Below are 16,957 nucleotides of genomic sequence, written 5' to 3' on the forward strand. Positions count from 1 at the left end.
CAAAGAAGGCGGCACAGGATGTAAGATTTTGTAGGATAAATTTCAGCCCAATGTAGGACGCGTCTATATTCCCCCGGAAGGGTGGCCCCCTCAGAAATTGTGCGCCAAGGTTCGGAACTTCACCGCAGTGGAGTTCCAAACAATGGCGCAGCCCTTCTTTGATCACAGCCGGCACAAACTGGACGTCACCGGCCTTGAAGCCAAACTCGACGTCCTGACCTTCAAAGGCGAAGAGGGGCTTAGTCACCCGTTCTGCTACACGGTGACGTTTACCTGCGCCGTACAGGACATCGCCGCCGAGCGCCTGCTCGGCAAGGGTGCCACCTTCAGCCTGCACGGCCCCGCCCAGCCGTCTCTGCCTGGCTTCAACATTCCTCCGGCCAAACCCCTGCGCACGCTGCATGGCGTGATCACCGGCTTCAGGCGACTGTCAGACTCCCCGGATGAAGCCCGTTATCAGCTCACCCTGCAGCCGCGTTTGGCCCTGCTCGATCGCGGCCAGCAGTACCGCCTCTACCAGCACCAGTCGGTACCGGAAATCGTCGAGCACATCCTGCGTAGCCGCCATGAGTTCGAAGGCCAGCACTTTTTCTTCGACCTGGTGCGCGAGTATCCTCGCCGCGAGCAGGTCATGCAGTACGGCGAAAGCGACCTGGCGTTCATCAGCCGCCTGCTTGCCGAGGTCGGCATCTGGTACCGCTTCACCAGCGATGATCGGCTGGGTATCGAGGTGGTCGAGTTCCATGATGATCAGCGCAACTACCAGTTTGGCGTCGAGCTGCCTTGCCGGCCACAGTCAGGCCTGAGCAGCACCGACAAGGACGCCGTGTGGGCGTTGCAGACCCGCCATCAAGTGGTGGAAAAGCACATCAACATCCGGACCTACCAGCATCGCGATGCGGCGGCCTATCTGGATGCCGATGTCGATCAGAGTCGAGGCGCCACCACCACCTACGGTGAAAGCTACCGCTACGCCGAGCCCTACGCGGCGCTGGGGGACGCTCTCGATCAGCACGAAGACCTGCTCAGTGAAAGCGGTTACTTCTACGCCCGCCTGCGGCACGAGCTGTACCTCAATGATCAGACCCGGCTTAGCGGTGCCAGCAGTAGCCCATCGTTGGCGCCAGGGCAGGTGCTGAAGATCTCCGGGGGTGCACCGCAGGCCTTCGAGCCCGGCGCGGTGATTACCGGCCTGGTTATCGAGGCCGCGCGCGACCGCAGCCTGGAAACCACCTTCGAGGCCATCCCCTATTCGCACACGGTGTGCTTTCGCCCGGCCCTGGCGCCCAAACCGCAGATCGCCGGCACCGTGCCGGCCAGGGTCACCAGTTCGCGGAAAAACGACCCTTACGGCCATATCGATCTGCAAGGCCGTTACCGGGTCAATTTCCTCTTCGACCGCGACGAGTGGAATACCGGCGAAGAGAGCGCCTGGCTGCGCCTGGCCCGGCCCTATGCCGGCGACACCCACGGCCTGCACCTGCCGCTGATCTGCGGTACCGAAGTGGCGGTGGCGTTCGAGCAGGGCGACCCCGACCGGCCCTATATCGCCCATGCGCTGCACGACAGCCAGCACCCGGACCACGTCAACCTGCGCAATTACAAACGCAATGTGCTGCGCACTCCGGCCAACAACAAGCTGCGCATGGACGATACCCGTGGGCAGGAGCACATCAAGCTCAGTACCGAGCATGGCGGCAAGAGCCAGCTCAACCTCGGGCACCTGGTGGACGGCAGCCGGAAAAAGCGCGGCGAAGGCTTCGAGCTGCGCACAGACGCCTGGGGCGTGATTCGCGGTGGCAAAGGCGTGTTCATCAGCGCCGATGGGCAGGCCAAGGCCGAAGGTCAGGTGCTGGACATGCACGACGCGACCCGGCGCCTGCAGCAGGCGGGCGAGCAACTGCAACAGCTCTCCGCCGATGCCCAGGCCAGCCAGGCCGAACCTGCGGATGTGCAGGCGCAACTGACGCTGCTGCGCGAGCAGCTCGACGAACTCAAGGCTTCGGTCCTGCTGCTCAGCGCGCCGCAAGGCATTGCCCTGAGCAGCGGCACGCACCTGCAGGTAGCCGCGCAGGACAACCTGATGCTCAACGCCGGTGGTGAAGCGGACTTGAGTGTGATGAAGCGCTTGTTCATCGGCGTTGGTCAGGGGCTCAGCCTGTTCGTGCGCAAGCTGGGGATCAAGCTGATCGCCAACCAGGGCCCGGTCACCGTGCAGGCGCAGAACGACACGCTGGAGCTGCTGGCCCGCAATGGGCTGTCAATCACCAGCACGGAAGACGAAATCAGCATCACGGCCAAGAAGAAGATCACCCTCAATGCTGGGGGCAGCTACCTCACCCTGGACGCCTGTTGCATCGAGGCCGGGACCGAGGGTGATTACAACGTCAAGTCGGCGTACTTCGACTACAGCGGCCCGGCCAGCATGAAGGCTACGCACCCGGAGTATCCGCAAAGCCTCTCAGTACAACCCTTGCGCTTGCGTATCCCCACCGTACCGGGTGCTCTCAACCAGGGCTGGGCGGGTATGCCCTACGAGCTGTATGCCGACGGTGCGTTGCTCAAAAAGGGGGTATTGGACGAGCGTGGCGAGCTACAGATCGATCATCAGGTAGTAACGCAGCAGTACCGCCTGCAGTTCGTCAACGGCACTCGCTTCCAAATCCCTGTTCCCACCGAATACCGCAATCCCGAGCAGGCCAGGCTGGCCAATCTCGGGCTGCTTAATCACGCCGCGCAAACGATATCTCAAGTAGGAATGCCCTCGTCGCATACAGATCATCGAGTCGAGTATGCAGCGGTGCTTGACGGGCTTGTAGGCAACAAAGGGAAATCATGATGAGTCAGTCGGACATTGTTGTACCTATTGCCTTGAAACATACGAACACAGCCACTTGCTCCCCACGCTGGTTCGTCTGCAACACCGAGTACCATCCCGTGGTTGCGACATTCAAACCCCTGATCAATGGTGAGGAAGCGTTCAAGGCGGTGCACTTGGCCATCGCCAATGCAAGCAAGAGTATCGACATCACCTGTTGGGGTTTCCAACCCTCGATGTTTTTCCTTCGCGATGGCAAGTCTCCAAGCATTGGCGAGTTGCTCAGGCGAAAGGCTGCGGAGGGTGTTCGTGTCCGTGTACTGGGTTGGGAGATGCCCGGTAACCTCGCGGGGGTTGGCGGCGAAAGCAATCTGCCCGGAAAAAGCGATCACTTCGGATGGGTGATGCTGAACTGGGATCGGGCACTGCAAAGCTCCAACGAACGGCAATATACCGAAGATATCGATTGGTTCAGGGATTGCGCAGTCAAGGGGAGCCAGGCGGCAAAGCACGCCGAGAATGTTCCGCTATTTGTCAGCCGGGGTTTCAGCCTTGAAGAGCGTCAAAGGATATACGAGGAACTCGGGCGCAGTCTGGACCCAAGTATCAGCACCTCGATGATGTTCGCCCTGGCGGGGGTACCAACTCACCACCAGAAAAGTGTCCTCGTTGACTACGAACTTCCAGAGCAGGCCATCGGTTTTGTCATGGGCCACAACATGCTGGACGAGTACTGGGACACGGATGCACATTCAGCGCTCAATCGTACGGACTCCCAACGACCAGCACCCAACCGAGGGCCGCGTGGTTTTACGCCTCGCCAGGATATCTCCAGCCAAGTTAGCGGGCCGATCCTTGAGCACCTGCATGAGAACTTTGCCACGGCCTGGGCCAAGGAAACCGGCGAAGACCTGCTCACGGCCCGCGACGCCATCGCGGTAGGGCGCAAGCTTAGGTGCATTCAGGGCACGCCGCAGATGGCGCAGCTATTGCGCACTCAGGCGCAAACGGGGCGTCGGGATATCGAGCAGCTTTACCTGCAAGCCGTCAACAACGCGACGCAGTTCATTTACATCGAAAACCAGTACTTCCGCTGGCCACCGCTGGCCGAGGCCATCAAGCGCATCGCCCTCAAGCAGACCGGGGGTGGCCGCGACCCAGGGCTCCACGGGGTGTTGCATTTATTCGTGGTTACCAATGCAACCAAGGACGGTATGGGTGACGGTACGCTGAAAACTCAACAAATGTTAGAGAGCCTTGGGCGAGCTGACACCATTCCTGGCGTGACAAAGTTGATCCGCATTCAGAAGCTCAAGGAGCAGGCAAGCCCACCACTCGACCCGCGAGACCGCCTTGGCAAACTGATAATTGAAGAGCCGGCCAGGGCTATTGAGAAAAGCATGATTGCGCCTGTGGAGATTCCCGGTTTGAAAGTCCATGTGTGCTCGCTGGTAGCACCCGACTCGCCAGCGGGGAAACCGTGGATGCCGGTGTATATCCATACAAAGTTGATGATTATTGATGATGTATTTACGACGCTCGGTTCGGCCAATATAAACACCCGAAGTATGCAGGTGGATACTGAGCTGAACATTGCGCATGAGTGGCCGGGTGTGACGCGGGATATGAGGCGGCGGTTGTGGAAGCTGCATACAAAAGGGGAAGGCGCGCAGGATAAACCGGCTGAGGCATTCGCGAAATGGGGTCAAATACTCGAAGATAACAAAAGCTTTCAAGACGCAAACTCAACACCAAACTGCTCTCTCGTTGAGTTTCATTATGATGAGGCGGTGCTCAAGGATCTTGATTGATGCGTTGGTTATTGTTGGCGGCCAGTTTTCTGCTTTGTGCTTGTGATAATAATGGTGTTTTTTTGATGTCGACCAAGGAGGTTGTAATGAATCCACTAAGCGAGGTGAAAACTAGACTTGCGTTCGAGTGTGCCCATGAAAGGTTTCCAGGTCACCCAGGCCAAGCTGATATCCTATTTCAATACGCACGGTGGCTGCAGAAGAATAACCAGCTTAGACGCGACGAAACTGTTAATGCGGAAATTGAGCGCTTGTATCGTGTTGCCAGTGAACATGACCATTACAAGGCGAGCATAAATTTGCAGAATGGTTCAATGCGCGGGGATTTTACTTTGCATGCTGGGGAGTACCTGCGTTTCAGTCAACGTTTGATTGATGCAGATGTTGCAACGGGCTATTACTTTCTCGCCATTTTTCTGAATCGCGGGGCTGCTGGGCTAAAGCAAGACCAAGATACAGCTTTGAGGTATTATCGTAAAGCTGCAGATGAGGGAAGTGCTTTGGCCCAGTATTATGTTGGAAAAAAATTGGTGCCGAAAAATATTGCACCGGAAGTGGCGTTCAAGATGTATCAGTGTGCAGCTGAACAAGGGCATGGTGGGGCTGCGGTAGCTTTAGGTATGCACCACAAGAGGATGATGAATTATCAAGATGCCCTCAAGGTGTTTCAGTTGGGTGTGGCTGCTGGGAATGAAGTTGCCGCGCTCGTTCTTAAAGAAGGATTTAGTAATCCCCTTACTTCCGATAGGCTCAATTACCTTGGCCAAGAAAAAGATATAGAGCGCGCCGAACGCTACAAGAAAATAGGCAGTATTCTCAGTAACTACTCATACGCAAATCCAACCGTCCCAGAAATCAATGAAATTGTCCCGCTTCCCCCTGCCAAGCTGCCACCATGGGACGGCAATTTGCAATGGCTGGAAACCCGCAAGGCAAACATCCCGCCAGAAAAACCCAGCGAAGCGCTGATCCACAAGTTGGCCAAGGAAAAAGTGCTCGACCCGGCCACGGGTAAACCCATGCCAGGCTCACCCGCCTTTAGCAAGGCCAACTTCCCAGTCATGGTCTGTGCCAGCGGCCAACCCTGTCCGCAGAGCGGTTACTGGAAAGTCATGATCAATAGCTGGGAAGATCATATTCAGCATTTCGAAGAAGGCGAAATTATGCCCACTTACTTGATGGTCTGGACGGAGTATCGACCATGGCCCCTGCGGGACAAGAGCATGCAACGCCAAGAACGCGTCGAGTGGGGGTTGCTGGGATAACGGTACAGTATTTCTGCTGAATGTTGTTTTTGCCGCTGTCCTGAAGTTGGAAGCGCTGACTTCAAGTTGATGCGTTTTGAATTGTTTAGCTTCTATTGAGTATTGGCTTTGTCATTGAAGAGGATGAACTATGCGCGGAATCATCCGTGTCGGCGATAAAACAACCGGGGGCGGCACAGTGCTCTCGGGCTCCAGCACGATGCAGTTCGGCGGTATCGCTGTCGCTCGCCAAGGCGATCCCGTGCAGTGCCCATTACCTGGGCACGGTCGCACGGTGATAGCCGAAGGGCATGCGAAGTTCTGCGACGCCGGTCTGCCAGTGGCATTCAATGGGCATTTGTGTGCCTGTGGGTGTGCGCTGATCAGTTCGCTGCCAGCAGCAGGGGCGAGCTGAGCATGCCCGTCAGAATGGACCAAGTCCTGCCCTTGGCTAAGCGACCATACGCGCCTCGGCCATGGGTTTGGGCGGTCCTCTTGATGCTGTTTCTGCTGCTGGCAGGGGGCGCAGAGGTGCTGTTTGCCGAGCAACCCCTGCACGAGCGGCCGCTGATGTCTTGGGGAATGGCGCTGGGAGGTGCGTTACTGGGCTGGTGCTTGTTGATGATGGGGCGCGTGCTGCTCTTCCTCGGCCAGCACCGCGCAGCGGATGGCTGGGACCAGGCTCGTGAACAGGAGTGGACGGAGAAAATGGCTCAGGGCAGACGCTTCATGCAGGTTTTGAAAGTCAGCCTTTACACCGCGTTGCGGGCACCGGGGCAAACGCCTGAAGCTCAAGTTACTGCGCTGCTCGAAGGAACCAAGGTCATCAAGACCCAGCCTTGCTGGCGAGGCGAAGCAACTCGCCATAGTCGCCTTTGGGACGACCAGAAGAAGGTGCCGGAGGAAAACCTGCTGGACGCGTTGAGCTTGGTTCTGACAGAGCTGAGCGAGACCTTGGCGCTGGTGTCGGATGACACCCCGTTGACCGTGATGTTGGAAAGTGACAGTGGCCTACCAGAAGCCGTTCTGTCTCGTCTGTGGCATCAAGCGTGGAGCGACTCGGGTATCCGGCAGCCGACTTCTGAAGTGCAAGGTTGCGGCCTCCACGGGGTGGATCAATGGCTAGACCAGCGCTTTGAAGATCGGTCATTGCTGATGGTGGTGGCTTTCCAGGTAGCCCCCGAACACCCCACCGAGACCGCTGAAGCCATTGCAGCGCTGCTACTTGGCAATCCTCAAATGCCTTCAGCCCCCGCGCCAAAAGCCCATCTACATCGTCCCCAGCAGGCACTGGAACTTTGCCGCGAAGCCTGGATGTGTGCTGTCGATCAATCCTTGCAATGGGCGTCTGCGCAAGCGACGACTATCGAACGCATCTGGCGCGTGGGTAGCAACACTCAACAAGACCAAACCATCAATGCGGTGATGGCTGATCTGCCATTGGTGCACGACCACAACGTTCACCACGTAGATTCTCTGCTGGGGCATCCGGGCAAGGTGTCACCTTGGTTGGCTGTGGCCGTTGCCGTTCAGGGTATCGAGCAGGGGATTGGCACACAGATCATTTTCAGTGGCAGCTTCGACGGTACGGAATTCTGGAGCACGGTAGTGACACCTGCTTCAGCGCGTGAAATATAGAGGCTCACACATGCAATCTCGACGAACGATAGGCTGGCTTGTGCTGCTGGGCATATTGCTGTTGATGGCGGTTTCGCTTGGCTGGTGGCTTTGGCACTACCAAACGACACGGGGCGTTGTGGCTATCGACCAACCGCAAACCAAAATGCAGCTGAGCTTTGTTGTTTCGCTAGCCCTGGCAATGGTGTGCATGTGCGGTTTCTGGCTGATGGTTCGTTGGCGTGGTCATCGGGCCTACCACCGTCGTGAAGCTGATGGCCTTGTTGATGCACTTGAAGTTTCAAGGGACATTCTCACGAAGAATGATCACTTTGGCGCAATGGTCCAAGCCATGCACGAGCAACACGGTAGGCTCTGGCGCCGCAAGGTGCGTGTGCTGTTGGTCTTTGGCGACGCTGAGCAGATTGATGCCATTGCCCCTGGGCTCGAACAGAAACGCTGGCTCGCAGATCAGCAGACCGTGTTGCTTTGGGTCGGCAGTGCAAGCCAACCCGTCCAACGGTTGATCGTATCCGACCTTCAAGCGTTATTTCGTTGGCGTGCGCCTGACAGTGTCGTTTGGGTGATGAGCCCGGAACAGACCCATGATGCTGCAACGATGAGCCTTGGCGCGCATCATTTGCGAGCTTTCGCCAGGCATCTGCGCTGGCAGTTGCCGCTGCACCTGTGGCAGCTCTGCACAAGTGAGTGGCCGCAGCTCGCTCGCAAGGTAGAACCGATTGGATGCCTGTTGGCGCCGCACGCTCAAGGCAAGGATTTGCAGGCGAGTTTGCAGCAGCTGCAGCCAGCATTGCGGGATCACGGTTTGGCACAGCTTCAAACTAATCTCAGCCATGATTTTCTGCTGCGCTTATCGCGAGATCTTGGGGTCGAGGACGAGAAGCGTTGGCGCGCCGTGCTGTCCTCCCTGTCGGGTCGGTCTGCTGTGGTTTTGCGTGGACTGTGGTTCAGCTTGCCGGTGTTACGACCGGTCAGTACGGGGCTGGATCATCACTGGACTGCTGACCCGGCATGGCTTGGCGTGTGCAATGCCAAGATTGACTATTCAAAGCGTTTGGCTTGGAACCTACCCCAAGTCACTCAGGTCTTGGTCCTGCTCCTGCTCTCGGCATGGGGTTTGGGCCTGTTGCTGTCCTACGCCAGCAACCGCGCCGAAGTCGGCCGGGCAGAGGCGGCATTGGCGACGCTGCAGCAACCGGCTGAAGCCCCCGATTCACGGGGCGCCTTGACCGAAGTGGTCCGCGAGTTGTCGCGCCTGGACTACCGCACAGAACACGGCGCTCCCTGGTACCAGCGCTTCGGCCTGGATCGCAGTGAGGCGCTACGCGATGCCCTGTGGCCGCACTACGTGCAAGCCAACCATCGGCTCCTGCGCGATCCGGCGGCGTCTTCCCTGCAAGCCCAACTCAATGCCCTGGTCAACCTGCCCCCAAACAGTCCTGAGCGCAGCAAGCGGACCCGGGAAGCCTACAACCAGCTCAAGGCCTACCTCATGCTGGCCCGCCCCGAAAAAGCCGAGGCGCCATTTCTGGTGCAAACGCTGGGCGCCACCGAGCCCACGCTGTGGACCTTCTTCGCCGAGCAATTACCCGCCAACCCCGATTGGGCCATCAAGGCCGATGCCAAGCTCATCGCCCAGGCCCGTCAGGTGCTGCTCGGCCAACTCGGTCAGCGCAATGCCGAAAGCAGCCTCTACCAGCGCGCGCTGGAAACGGCAGCCAACCACTACCCCGCGCAGGGCCTGCAACAGCTGGTCGGCGACACCGATGCCAGCGCCTTGTTCAGCACCCAGGCCAGCGTCCCTGGCGTGTTCACCCGCCAGGCCTGGGAAGGCCACATGCGCGACGCGATCGAGGAGGCCGCCAAGGCGCGCCGCGAAGAAATCGACTGGGTCTTGAGCGACAACCCGGACAACCTCACCGCCGCGCTAAGCCCTGATCAGCTCCGCGAGCGCCTGACCGCGCGCTACTTCCAGGACTACAGCAGCGCCTGGCTGGCCTTCCTCAACAGCCTGCGCTGGCAGCAGGGCGGCAGCCTGGAAGAAGTCATCGCCCAGCTGACCCTGATGAGTGATGTCCGCCAGTCGCCCTTGATCGCCCTGATGAACACGCTGGCCTATCAGGGCCAGGCCGGCATCCGTGGCCAGGCGCTGGCTGACTCGTTGCTCAAATCGGCAAAAAACCTGATCGGCCAGGACAAGCCCGCGGTGATCGAGCAACTGCCCCAAGGCCTGAACGGCCCGTTGGACAGTACCTTCGGCCCGCTGCTGGCGCTGTTGGGCAAAGGCCCTGAAGGGCAACGCTTCGATGACAACCTGAGCCTGCAGGCCTTCCTCACCCGCGTGACCAGCGTGCGCCTGAAGCTGCAGCAAGTGACCCAGGCGCCCGACCCGCAGGCCATGACCCAAGCCCTGGCCCAGGCGGTGTTCCAGGGCAAGCGTATCGACCTGACCGAGACCCAGTCCTACGGCCAACTGATCGCTGCAAGCCTGGGCGCCGAATGGGGCGGGGCGGCCCAAGCGCTGTTCGTGCAGCCCTTGGACCAGGCCTGGCAACGCGTCCTGCAGCCGTCGGCCGCAGGGCTGAATCGCAACTGGGAACGTGCCATCGTCAATGACTGGAACGGCGCCTTCGCCGGCCGCTACCCGTTCGCGGCCACGTCCAGCGATGCATCGCTGCCCATGCTCGGGCAGATGATCCGTACCGACTCGGGGCGCATCGAGCAGTTCGTCCGTGAGCAACTGGCCGGGTTGCTGCGCAAGGAGGGCAGCCGTTGGGTGGCGGACCCACGGCACAGCCAGGGCCTGCGCATCAATCCTCGCTTCCTCGCCGCGATCAACCAGCTCAGCGCGTTGGCGGATGTGCTCTACACCGATGGCGGCATGGGCATGAGCTTCGAGTTGCGCGGCAAGCCGGTGCGCGATGTGGTGCAGACCACCTTTATCCTCAATGGTGAAAAGCATCATTACTTCAATCAGCGCGAGCGCTGGCAGCAGTTCCGCTGGCCTGGGCAAAACGACTACCCCGGCGTCAGCCTGACCTGGACCAGCGTGCACACGGGGGAGCGTTTGTTCGCCGACCTCCAGGGCACCTGGGGGCTGATCCGGCTGCTCGAACAGGCCCAGGTTACCCACTTGAACGACGGCGGCAGCCAAATGCGCGTGGTGTTGAAAGCGCCGGATGGCATTGGCCTGACCTGGCACCTGCGCACTGAACTGGGGGGAGGGCCGTTGGCCTTGCTCGGACTGCGGGGGTTCCAGTTGCCACGGCAGATCTTCCTTGAGTAAGACCCAGAGATTTCAGCAGCTCCTTCTGATTCTTTGTTGGTAATGACGGTCCAGGCCACGCGGCCCCATCGCCGGCAAGCCGGCTCCCACAGGTATCGCGTCAACTTTTCAGCCCTGGGCATTGCGCTGATCTTGTGGGAGCCGGCTTGCCGGCGATGAGGCCGGAACAGGCTCTCCTGCTCAGCCCTGAGCAAACTGCCGCAGTTTTTCACCATCCAGGCGATAACGAATCCATTCATCCTGCGCCTCGGCCCCTAACGACTCGTAGAACCCGATCGCGGGCGCGTTCCAGTCCAGCACGCTCCACTCAAGCCGCCCGCAGCTGTTCTCAACCGCTTCGCGGGCGATATGCCGCAACAGCTCGCGTCCAGCGCCGCCACCGCGTTGCTCTGGGGTGATGTACAAGTCTTCCAGGTAAATGCCATTGCGCCCCAGCCAGGTCGAGTAGCTGTAGAAGTACACGGCAAAGCCAATCGCCTGACCCTCGCGCTCGCAGATCAGGCTCTGCACCGTGCTGCCTTTATCGAACAAGCTACGCTCAATATCGGCAACACTGGCGATCACTTCATGGCGAGCGCGTTCGTAGTCGGCCAGTTCGGTGATGAACGCCAGAATCTGAGCGGCATCGGTACGTACCGCGGGGCGAATGTTCAGGCTCATGCTCATGTTCCTTGTGCTCAGAGGTGGCGGTACAGTCATGTGTATCTGCATAATTTATTGCAACTGTACCGGTCGCAGGGCAGGGCGACTCCGTTAGTGTGACAGCACATATAACGATACTGGAATGCCTGCCATGCTTGCCTCTGCCGATCTGCTCACCGCCTTCGTGCTGTTTGCCTTCGTGTCCTCGATCACCCCGGGGCCCAACAACACCATGCTGCTGGCGTCGGGCGTGAATTTCGGCGTGCGCCGCTCGATCCCGCATGCCCTGGGTATCAGCCTCGGGTTCATGGTCATGGTGCTGTCGGTCGGCCTGGGCCTGGGCGAGGTGTTCAAGGCCTGGCCGATGCTCTACACCGTGCTGCGCTACGTTGGCGCCGCCTACCTGCTGTACCTGGCCTGGAAGATCGCCACCTCAGGGCCGCTCAGCGCCGACTCGCCCAATGCGCGCAAGCCGCTGAGCTTCTGGGGTGCGGCAGCCTTCCAGTGGGTCAACCCGAAGGCCTGGGTCATGGCCGTGGGCGCCATCACCACCTACACCCCGGCCCAGGGTTACGTGATGAACGTGATCGTCATCGCCGCGCTGTTCGCCCTGGTCAACCTGCCCAGCGTCGGCGTCTGGGTCATGTTCGGCAGTGCGCTGCGCAGGCTGCTGCAGAACCCGCGTTGGCTGATGCTGTTCAATGTCCTGATGGCCCTGTTGCTGGTGATTTCGCTTTATCCGCTGCTGTTTGTAGAATCGGCGTCTTGACAGACCGCCGAGTACAGTAATCCGATGCAATTGATTCCCTGGTCCCACGAATGCTCCGAAGGCTTCACCCTGCGTGGCTGGCGCTCGCCGGCCAGCGGCAAGCCGTTGCTGCATTTTCTGCACGGCAACGGCTTCTGCTGCCTGGCCTACCAGCCCCTGCTGATGAACCTGGCCGAGCATTTCGACCTGTGGCTGTGCGATGTCCAGGGTCATGGCGACAGCGACTACGGGGATGCGTTTCGTGGCTGGAACCGCACCGCTGAATTGGCCCTGGAAGCGTTCGAAAGCGGGCAGGGCGAGTACGGTGAAGTGCCGCGTTATGCGGCGGGGCACAGCTTTGGTGGCGTGCTCACTGGGCTGATCCTGGCCAGCGCGCCGGGCGCGTTCGAACGTGCCGTGCTGCTCGACCCGGTACTGTTCAGCCGGCGCATGATCGGCGCCATGGGGATCGCAGCACGGCTGGGCCTGCACCGCCGCCATGCGTTGGCGCGCAAGGCCGCCAGCCGTCGCAGCCATTGGCCGGACCGCGAAGCGGCGCTGGCTTCGCTGCAGGGGCGAGGGATCTTCAAGGGCTGGAACGATGCGGCGTTGCGCGCTTACGTCGAACACGCGCTGGGCGATTGTGGCGAAGGCGTGGTGCTCAAGTGCCGGCCCAGCCGCGAGGTGGATATCTTCAGTTCGTTCCCGACGCGTATGTGGTCGCAGTTGGCGACCATCCAGGCGCCGACTCTGGTGCTCTATGGCCAGCAGACCTACCCCTTCGTGCCACACTCGGTGCAGCGTCTGGCGCGTCTGAACCCACGGGTGACGACCCGCGAGGTGGCCGGTGGGCACTGTTTCATGCAGGAAGACCCGGCAATGGCAGCAGAACAGGTGGCCGATTTCCTGCAAAGCTGAGCAACTGTTCCACTGATGGAACGATCAGTGCCATTTTGGCCAGCTACTGACTGATTGTTCGCACTGGTAAGGTGAACCCAGCCAAGAGAGGAGACTTCTCATGAAAAAGATCCTGGGTATCCACCACAGCCCGAATGCCCACTGGGTAGGCGACGGCTTCCCGGTGCGCAGCCTGTTCACCTACGACAACCTGGCCAGCCAGATCAGCCCGTTCCTGCTGCTGGACTACGCCGGCCCGCACGATTTCACCCCCACCAATGCCCGCCGCGGCGTCGGCCAGCACCCGCACCGCGGCTTCGAGACCGTGACCATCGTCTACCAGGGCGAACTGGAGCACCGTGACTCGACCGGCGCGGGTGGCCTGATCGGCCCCGGCGATGTGCAATGGATGACCGCCGCCAACGGCATCCTCCACGAAGAGTTCCATGCGCCGGCGTTCGCCCGCAGCGGCGGCACGCTGGAAATGGTGCAGTTGTGGGTCAACCTGCCGGCACGCGACAAGCGTGCGGCGGCGGGCTACCAGACGCTGCTGGCCGAGGACATTCCGGTCGTCTCGCTGGAAAGCGACGCAGGCACCCTGCGGGTCATCGCGGGTAGCTATGGCGGGCAGGCAGGGCCGGCGCGCACCTTCACCGCCATGGATGTCTGGGACATGCGCCTGACGGCCGGTGCCAGCGTGCAGTTGCCTGTTGCCGCAGGCCGCAATGCTGCGCTGGTGGTGCTGCGCGGCAAGCTGCGGGTCAACGGCGAAAGAGACGCAGGCCCTGCGAGTCTGGTGCTGCTTGACCGGGCGGGCGAGGGGGTGGCGCTGGAAGTGCTGGAGGACACTAGCGTGCTGCTGCTCAGTGGCGAGCCCATCGATGAGCCTATCGTCGGCTATGGCCCTTTCGTGATGAACAGTCAGGAAGAAATCGCCGAAGCGTTCGATGATTTCCATAGAGGGCGATTTGGGCAGATGGCATGATTGCCCGATGAACCCCTTGCTCGCTGTACGGCGTACCTCCAGCCATGACCAGCACACCCTGTGGCTGCGTTACCGTGCGCCGTACCATTGGCCTTCGACCCTGGCCTTTCTGGCCGCCCGCTGTATCCCTGGTATCGAAACCTTCAGCGAAGGCGTGTACCGGCGCACCCTGGTGGTCGCCGGCCGGCACGCTTTGCTGGAGGCCAGGCCCGCCTGTGGTCACCGTTTATGGGTACGGCTGACCGGTGTATCCAGTGTCGCTGTGCCGGCGTTGATCGCGCGCATCCGCCGTGTGTTCGACCTGGACAGCAATCCTGCGCAGATTGCCCAAGGCTTGGTGGCAGACCCGCTGATGGCCAGGTTGCTTGCCGTACGCCCCGGCCTGCGTGTGCCGAAGGGATGGGACGCTGGCGAACAAGCCATGCGTACCGTGTTGGGCCAGCAGATCAGCGTGGCGGGCGCGATGACCCTGGCTGGGCGCCTGGTGGCGCGCCACGGCCAGCCTCTGCGGCTGCAGGCCAGCGGCCTGACCCATGTCTTTCCGACGCTTGAAGTGATTGCCGCCGCGCCACTGGAAAACCTTGGCATGCCCCGTTCACGCGCCATGACGCTCGGCACCCTGGCCCGTGCCTTGTTGGAACAACCTGACCTGTTGCACCCCGATCAGCCCCTTGAAACCGTGCTGACCAACCTCTGCCGTCTCAAGGGCATCGGCCCCTGGAGTGCCCACTACCTGGCCCTGCGCCAGATCGGCGCGCACGACGCATTGCCTTTGGGGGATGTGGCCCTGGTCAAGGCGCTGCGCCTGCAGGAAGGGCCCGACGCGCACCTGGGCGAACGTGCCCTGGCCTGGCGACCTTGGCGGGCCTATGCCGCACAGCACTTGTGGGCTTCGCTGGCCGACTTCAGCCCGACTGCCGCCAACTCACCTCGCTGATGCCGAAGCGCTCGGCCAACGGTTTGCTGACCTTGCGGACTTTCTCGTGGCTATAGCGACCGATGCGGCCGAGGCCTGCATCACAGCTTGCCCAGTGCCACGCTTCGGCGTTGTCCATGCGTTCGGCACGGATGATGAATGTCTTGGGCTTGCCATGCAGCTGATAGTCGATCACGTAGAGTTTGGCGTCGATCATCGGGTATTCGAAGTCCTGCGCAGCGGTGGAAGGTCAGGTGCGAGAAGTGCTCCGGCTTGAAAAGTGGGAGCCTCGAAACGCTGGAAAAGTTTGATCCGGACAGCCCAACGCACGACAGATGGCGCATTGCCGACCGTCTGTCTGCAAGTGCCATCATTCGATCGAACGGTCATGGCCAGCCAGGGTTCTTCCACTAAGGTGCTAGATGATCTCCCGCACTACGATTGCCCCGGCGCATGGACGGCCGCTTGGGCATGCGTATTATCAATTGGCACCCTGCCTGCCAAGGGCGTAACCACATACAACAGGCCATCCAGTACAGAGAGGGTCGTACCATGTCGTTGATAGGAGTTTCGATGCTCGAAATGCGGCAATTGATCGAGCAAGCCTGCCTGCCTGATCGCTGTGAAGTGACCTGCACGGATGGCGTGAGCCTGACCATCCGGCTGGGTCAGGGGCAAAACCTGGAGGAGGGCGTGGTCCTCACCGGGGTGTCGTTGCAGAACCTCAACAGTTGCCGCGATGTCGTGAACCTGGTTGGGCAACTGCACGCATTGCGTTCCAGTCATCCGACGTCGCTCAGGGCCATGGCCTGAGCGACGCGGTGCGCGCCGGTCAGCCGAGGCTGGCCGGGCGCACGTATTCGGGCATCAGCCCGTGGGTCCAGAACAGGATCATCGACACCAGGATGGTCACCAGCAGCAACAGCCCCACTCCCCACACGCAAGTCGAGAACAGCATCGCCTGTTCCTTGCGCAAGCGCAGGAAGGTCTGCAACCCGCCATAGAGCAGCACAGTGGCATAGGCCGACGCAGCCACCAGTACGATCAAGGCCAACCAGCGAATCGGCACCAGGCCGATCACCCCCGCGAAGAACCACGGCGTGGCGCAATAGGCGGCGAAGCCGATGCATTGGTTGAGGCTGGGTTGTGCATCGAAGCCGCGCGACATCCAGCGAATCATCACCCCCATCAGCATCACCCCGACTACCGTGGTGGCATACAACAGCCCACTCAGCTGTGCTGCGCTGCCCATGCTCAGGCGCACGCGTTCATCGCCGGCCAGGCTCCAGCCAAAGGTAGTGGTGCCGACGAACAGGCACAGCGCCGGGATCAGCGCCAGCACCAGCAAGCGCGGCAGGTATTGTTGCGGGTGGTCCTCTTCGGCGCGGCGAATCTCTATCCAGGCATCGGAAGGGTGGGTGAAGAGCTTGAGCAACGGACTGTTCATGGCGTTCTCCTGAAGGCAGAGACCTCTAGTTATGGAGGTACGCCGTTTGCGCCAGGTTCAGCCCGGTTCGCCGCCGTTGATCGGCTACTGCAACTCGACCAGCAGGTTGAGGCCGCCATCGCCGCATTTGCCCTGGTCACGCACTACGCCGTGGTAGCTGCGGCCATCCCAGACGAAGGCCACGCTGTGGGCGCGTTCGACCTTGTCCGGCAGCGGCGGGCAGATGTGCAGGCGCAGGGCGGGGCGCCCTTGCAGGCTGAGGGCGGCGAGCTGGCATTGGCATTCCACGCTCTGGGCCACCGGGCCGAACAGCGTGTCGCGCACATAATCGAGCTGCACCGGGGTGTTGGGGGCGCGGCCGGGCATTTTCATGGCTGCGGGGCTCTTGTGTCTGGGCGCTGAATGGGCATCGGCGGACTCCTCGCAAGCGAAACAGGTATCACTGTTTTGAGGGGTTCAAGCGGCAGATGTTCAAGTGGATTCGTCTAGAATTTTTTGGATCCCAGATGCCAATGAAAATCGTCC

15 protein-coding genes are annotated in these 16,957 nt (G+C 60.7%); 11 read left to right on the top strand and 4 right to left on the bottom strand.

The genetic code is table 11. The features are described from left to right. Nucleotides 1-142 precede the first annotated feature (142 nt). From ACIPZG_RS15210 to ACIPZG_RS15235, 6 genes are all read left to right on the top strand, one after another. Complete coding sequence (locus ACIPZG_RS15210; protein ID WP_400715056.1) at nt 143-2,839, top strand: type VI secretion system Vgr family protein; 2,697 nt, start codon at nt 143-145, stop codon at nt 2,837-2,839. After that, on the top strand, nt 2,839-4,629 hold the full coding sequence (locus ACIPZG_RS15215) for a phosphatidylserine/phosphatidylglycerophosphate/cardiolipin synthase family protein (protein ID WP_400715058.1): 1,791 nt from the start codon (nt 2,839-2,841) through the stop codon (nt 4,627-4,629). Before ACIPZG_RS15210 ends, ACIPZG_RS15215 begins: the two co-directional genes overlap by 1 nt. Then, a complete protein-coding gene (locus ACIPZG_RS15220; protein ID WP_400715059.1) occupies nt 4,629-5,894 on the top strand; it encodes a sel1 repeat family protein in 1,266 nt (421 codons plus the stop codon). Before ACIPZG_RS15215 ends, ACIPZG_RS15220 begins: the two co-directional genes overlap by 1 nt. 130 nt (nt 5,895-6,024) lie before the next feature. Then, nucleotides 6,025-6,288 carry a PAAR domain-containing protein gene (locus tag ACIPZG_RS15225; protein ID WP_400715061.1) on the top strand — a complete coding sequence of 88 codons (264 nt, stop codon included), beginning with the start codon at nt 6,025-6,027 and terminating at the stop codon, nt 6,286-6,288. An 83-nt stretch (nt 6,289-6,371) separates the two neighbouring features. After that, nucleotides 6,372-7,511, top strand: coding sequence for a hypothetical protein (locus tag ACIPZG_RS15230; RefSeq protein WP_400715063.1), 1,140 nt, complete (start codon nt 6,372-6,374; stop codon nt 7,509-7,511). A 10-nt stretch (nt 7,512-7,521) separates the two neighbouring features. Next, complete coding sequence (locus ACIPZG_RS15235; protein WP_400715065.1) at nt 7,522-10,797, top strand: ImcF-related family protein; 3,276 nt, start codon at nt 7,522-7,524, stop codon at nt 10,795-10,797. A 180-nt stretch (nt 10,798-10,977) separates the two neighbouring features. Here the strand turns inward: ACIPZG_RS15235 and ACIPZG_RS15240 are convergent, their stop codons facing one another. Further along, nucleotides 10,978-11,457 carry a GNAT family N-acetyltransferase gene (locus ACIPZG_RS15240; protein ID WP_400715067.1) on the bottom strand — a complete coding sequence of 160 codons (480 nt, stop codon included), beginning with the start codon at nt 11,455-11,457 and terminating at the stop codon, nt 10,978-10,980. Nucleotides 11,458-11,581: 124 nt separating this feature from the next. Here ACIPZG_RS15240 and ACIPZG_RS15245 point away from each other — a divergent pair, with 124 nt between their 5' ends. From ACIPZG_RS15245 to ACIPZG_RS15260, 4 genes are all read left to right on the top strand, one after another. Beyond that, a complete protein-coding gene (locus ACIPZG_RS15245) occupies nt 11,582-12,208 on the top strand; it encodes a LysE family translocator (RefSeq protein WP_400715069.1) in 627 nt (208 codons plus the stop codon). 24 nt (nt 12,209-12,232) lie between these two features. Beyond that, on the top strand, nt 12,233-13,105 hold the full coding sequence (locus ACIPZG_RS15250; RefSeq protein WP_400715071.1) for an alpha/beta fold hydrolase: 873 nt from the start codon (nt 12,233-12,235) through the stop codon (nt 13,103-13,105). A gap of 100 nt (nt 13,106-13,205) precedes the next feature. Next, a complete protein-coding gene (locus ACIPZG_RS15255) occupies nt 13,206-14,069 on the top strand; it encodes a pirin family protein (protein WP_400715073.1) in 864 nt (287 codons plus the stop codon). 7 nt (nt 14,070-14,076) lie between these two features. Further along, nucleotides 14,077-15,006 carry a DNA-3-methyladenine glycosylase family protein gene (locus tag ACIPZG_RS15260; RefSeq protein WP_400715075.1) on the top strand — a complete coding sequence of 310 codons (930 nt, stop codon included), beginning with the start codon at nt 14,077-14,079 and terminating at the stop codon, nt 15,004-15,006. Here the strand turns inward: ACIPZG_RS15260 and ACIPZG_RS15265 are convergent. After that, entirely contained in the window at nt 14,975-15,202 is a 228-nt protein-coding gene (locus ACIPZG_RS15265) for a DUF6555 family protein (RefSeq protein WP_400715077.1), read from the bottom strand. The genes ACIPZG_RS15260 and ACIPZG_RS15265 overlap by 32 nt on opposite strands. A 335-nt stretch (nt 15,203-15,537) precedes the next feature. Between ACIPZG_RS15265 and ACIPZG_RS15270 the strand changes: the two genes are divergently transcribed. Further along, the gene (locus tag ACIPZG_RS15270) at nt 15,538-15,798 is read left to right on the top strand and encodes a DUF1652 domain-containing protein (protein WP_400715079.1); all 261 of its coding nucleotides are present in this window, start codon (nt 15,538-15,540) and stop codon (nt 15,796-15,798) included. A 19-nt stretch (nt 15,799-15,817) separates the two neighbouring features. Here the strand turns inward: ACIPZG_RS15270 and ACIPZG_RS15275 are convergent, their stop codons facing one another. Both ACIPZG_RS15275 and ACIPZG_RS15280 read right to left on the bottom strand, forming a co-directional pair. Then, nucleotides 15,818-16,432, bottom strand: a complete 615-nt coding sequence (locus tag ACIPZG_RS15275) for a Yip1 family protein (protein ID WP_400715081.1) — start codon at nt 16,430-16,432, stop codon at nt 15,818-15,820. An 84-nt stretch (nt 16,433-16,516) separates the two neighbouring features. Further along, complete coding sequence (locus ACIPZG_RS15280) at nt 16,517-16,804, bottom strand: hypothetical protein (RefSeq protein WP_400641041.1); 288 nt, start codon at nt 16,802-16,804, stop codon at nt 16,517-16,519. Nucleotides 16,805-16,957: the final 153 nt, after the last annotated feature.

Origin of the sequence: Pseudomonas sp. NPDC089395 (assembly GCF_044749525.1) — a bacterium.
Classification (GTDB): domain Bacteria; phylum Pseudomonadota; class Gammaproteobacteria; order Pseudomonadales; family Pseudomonadaceae; genus Aquipseudomonas.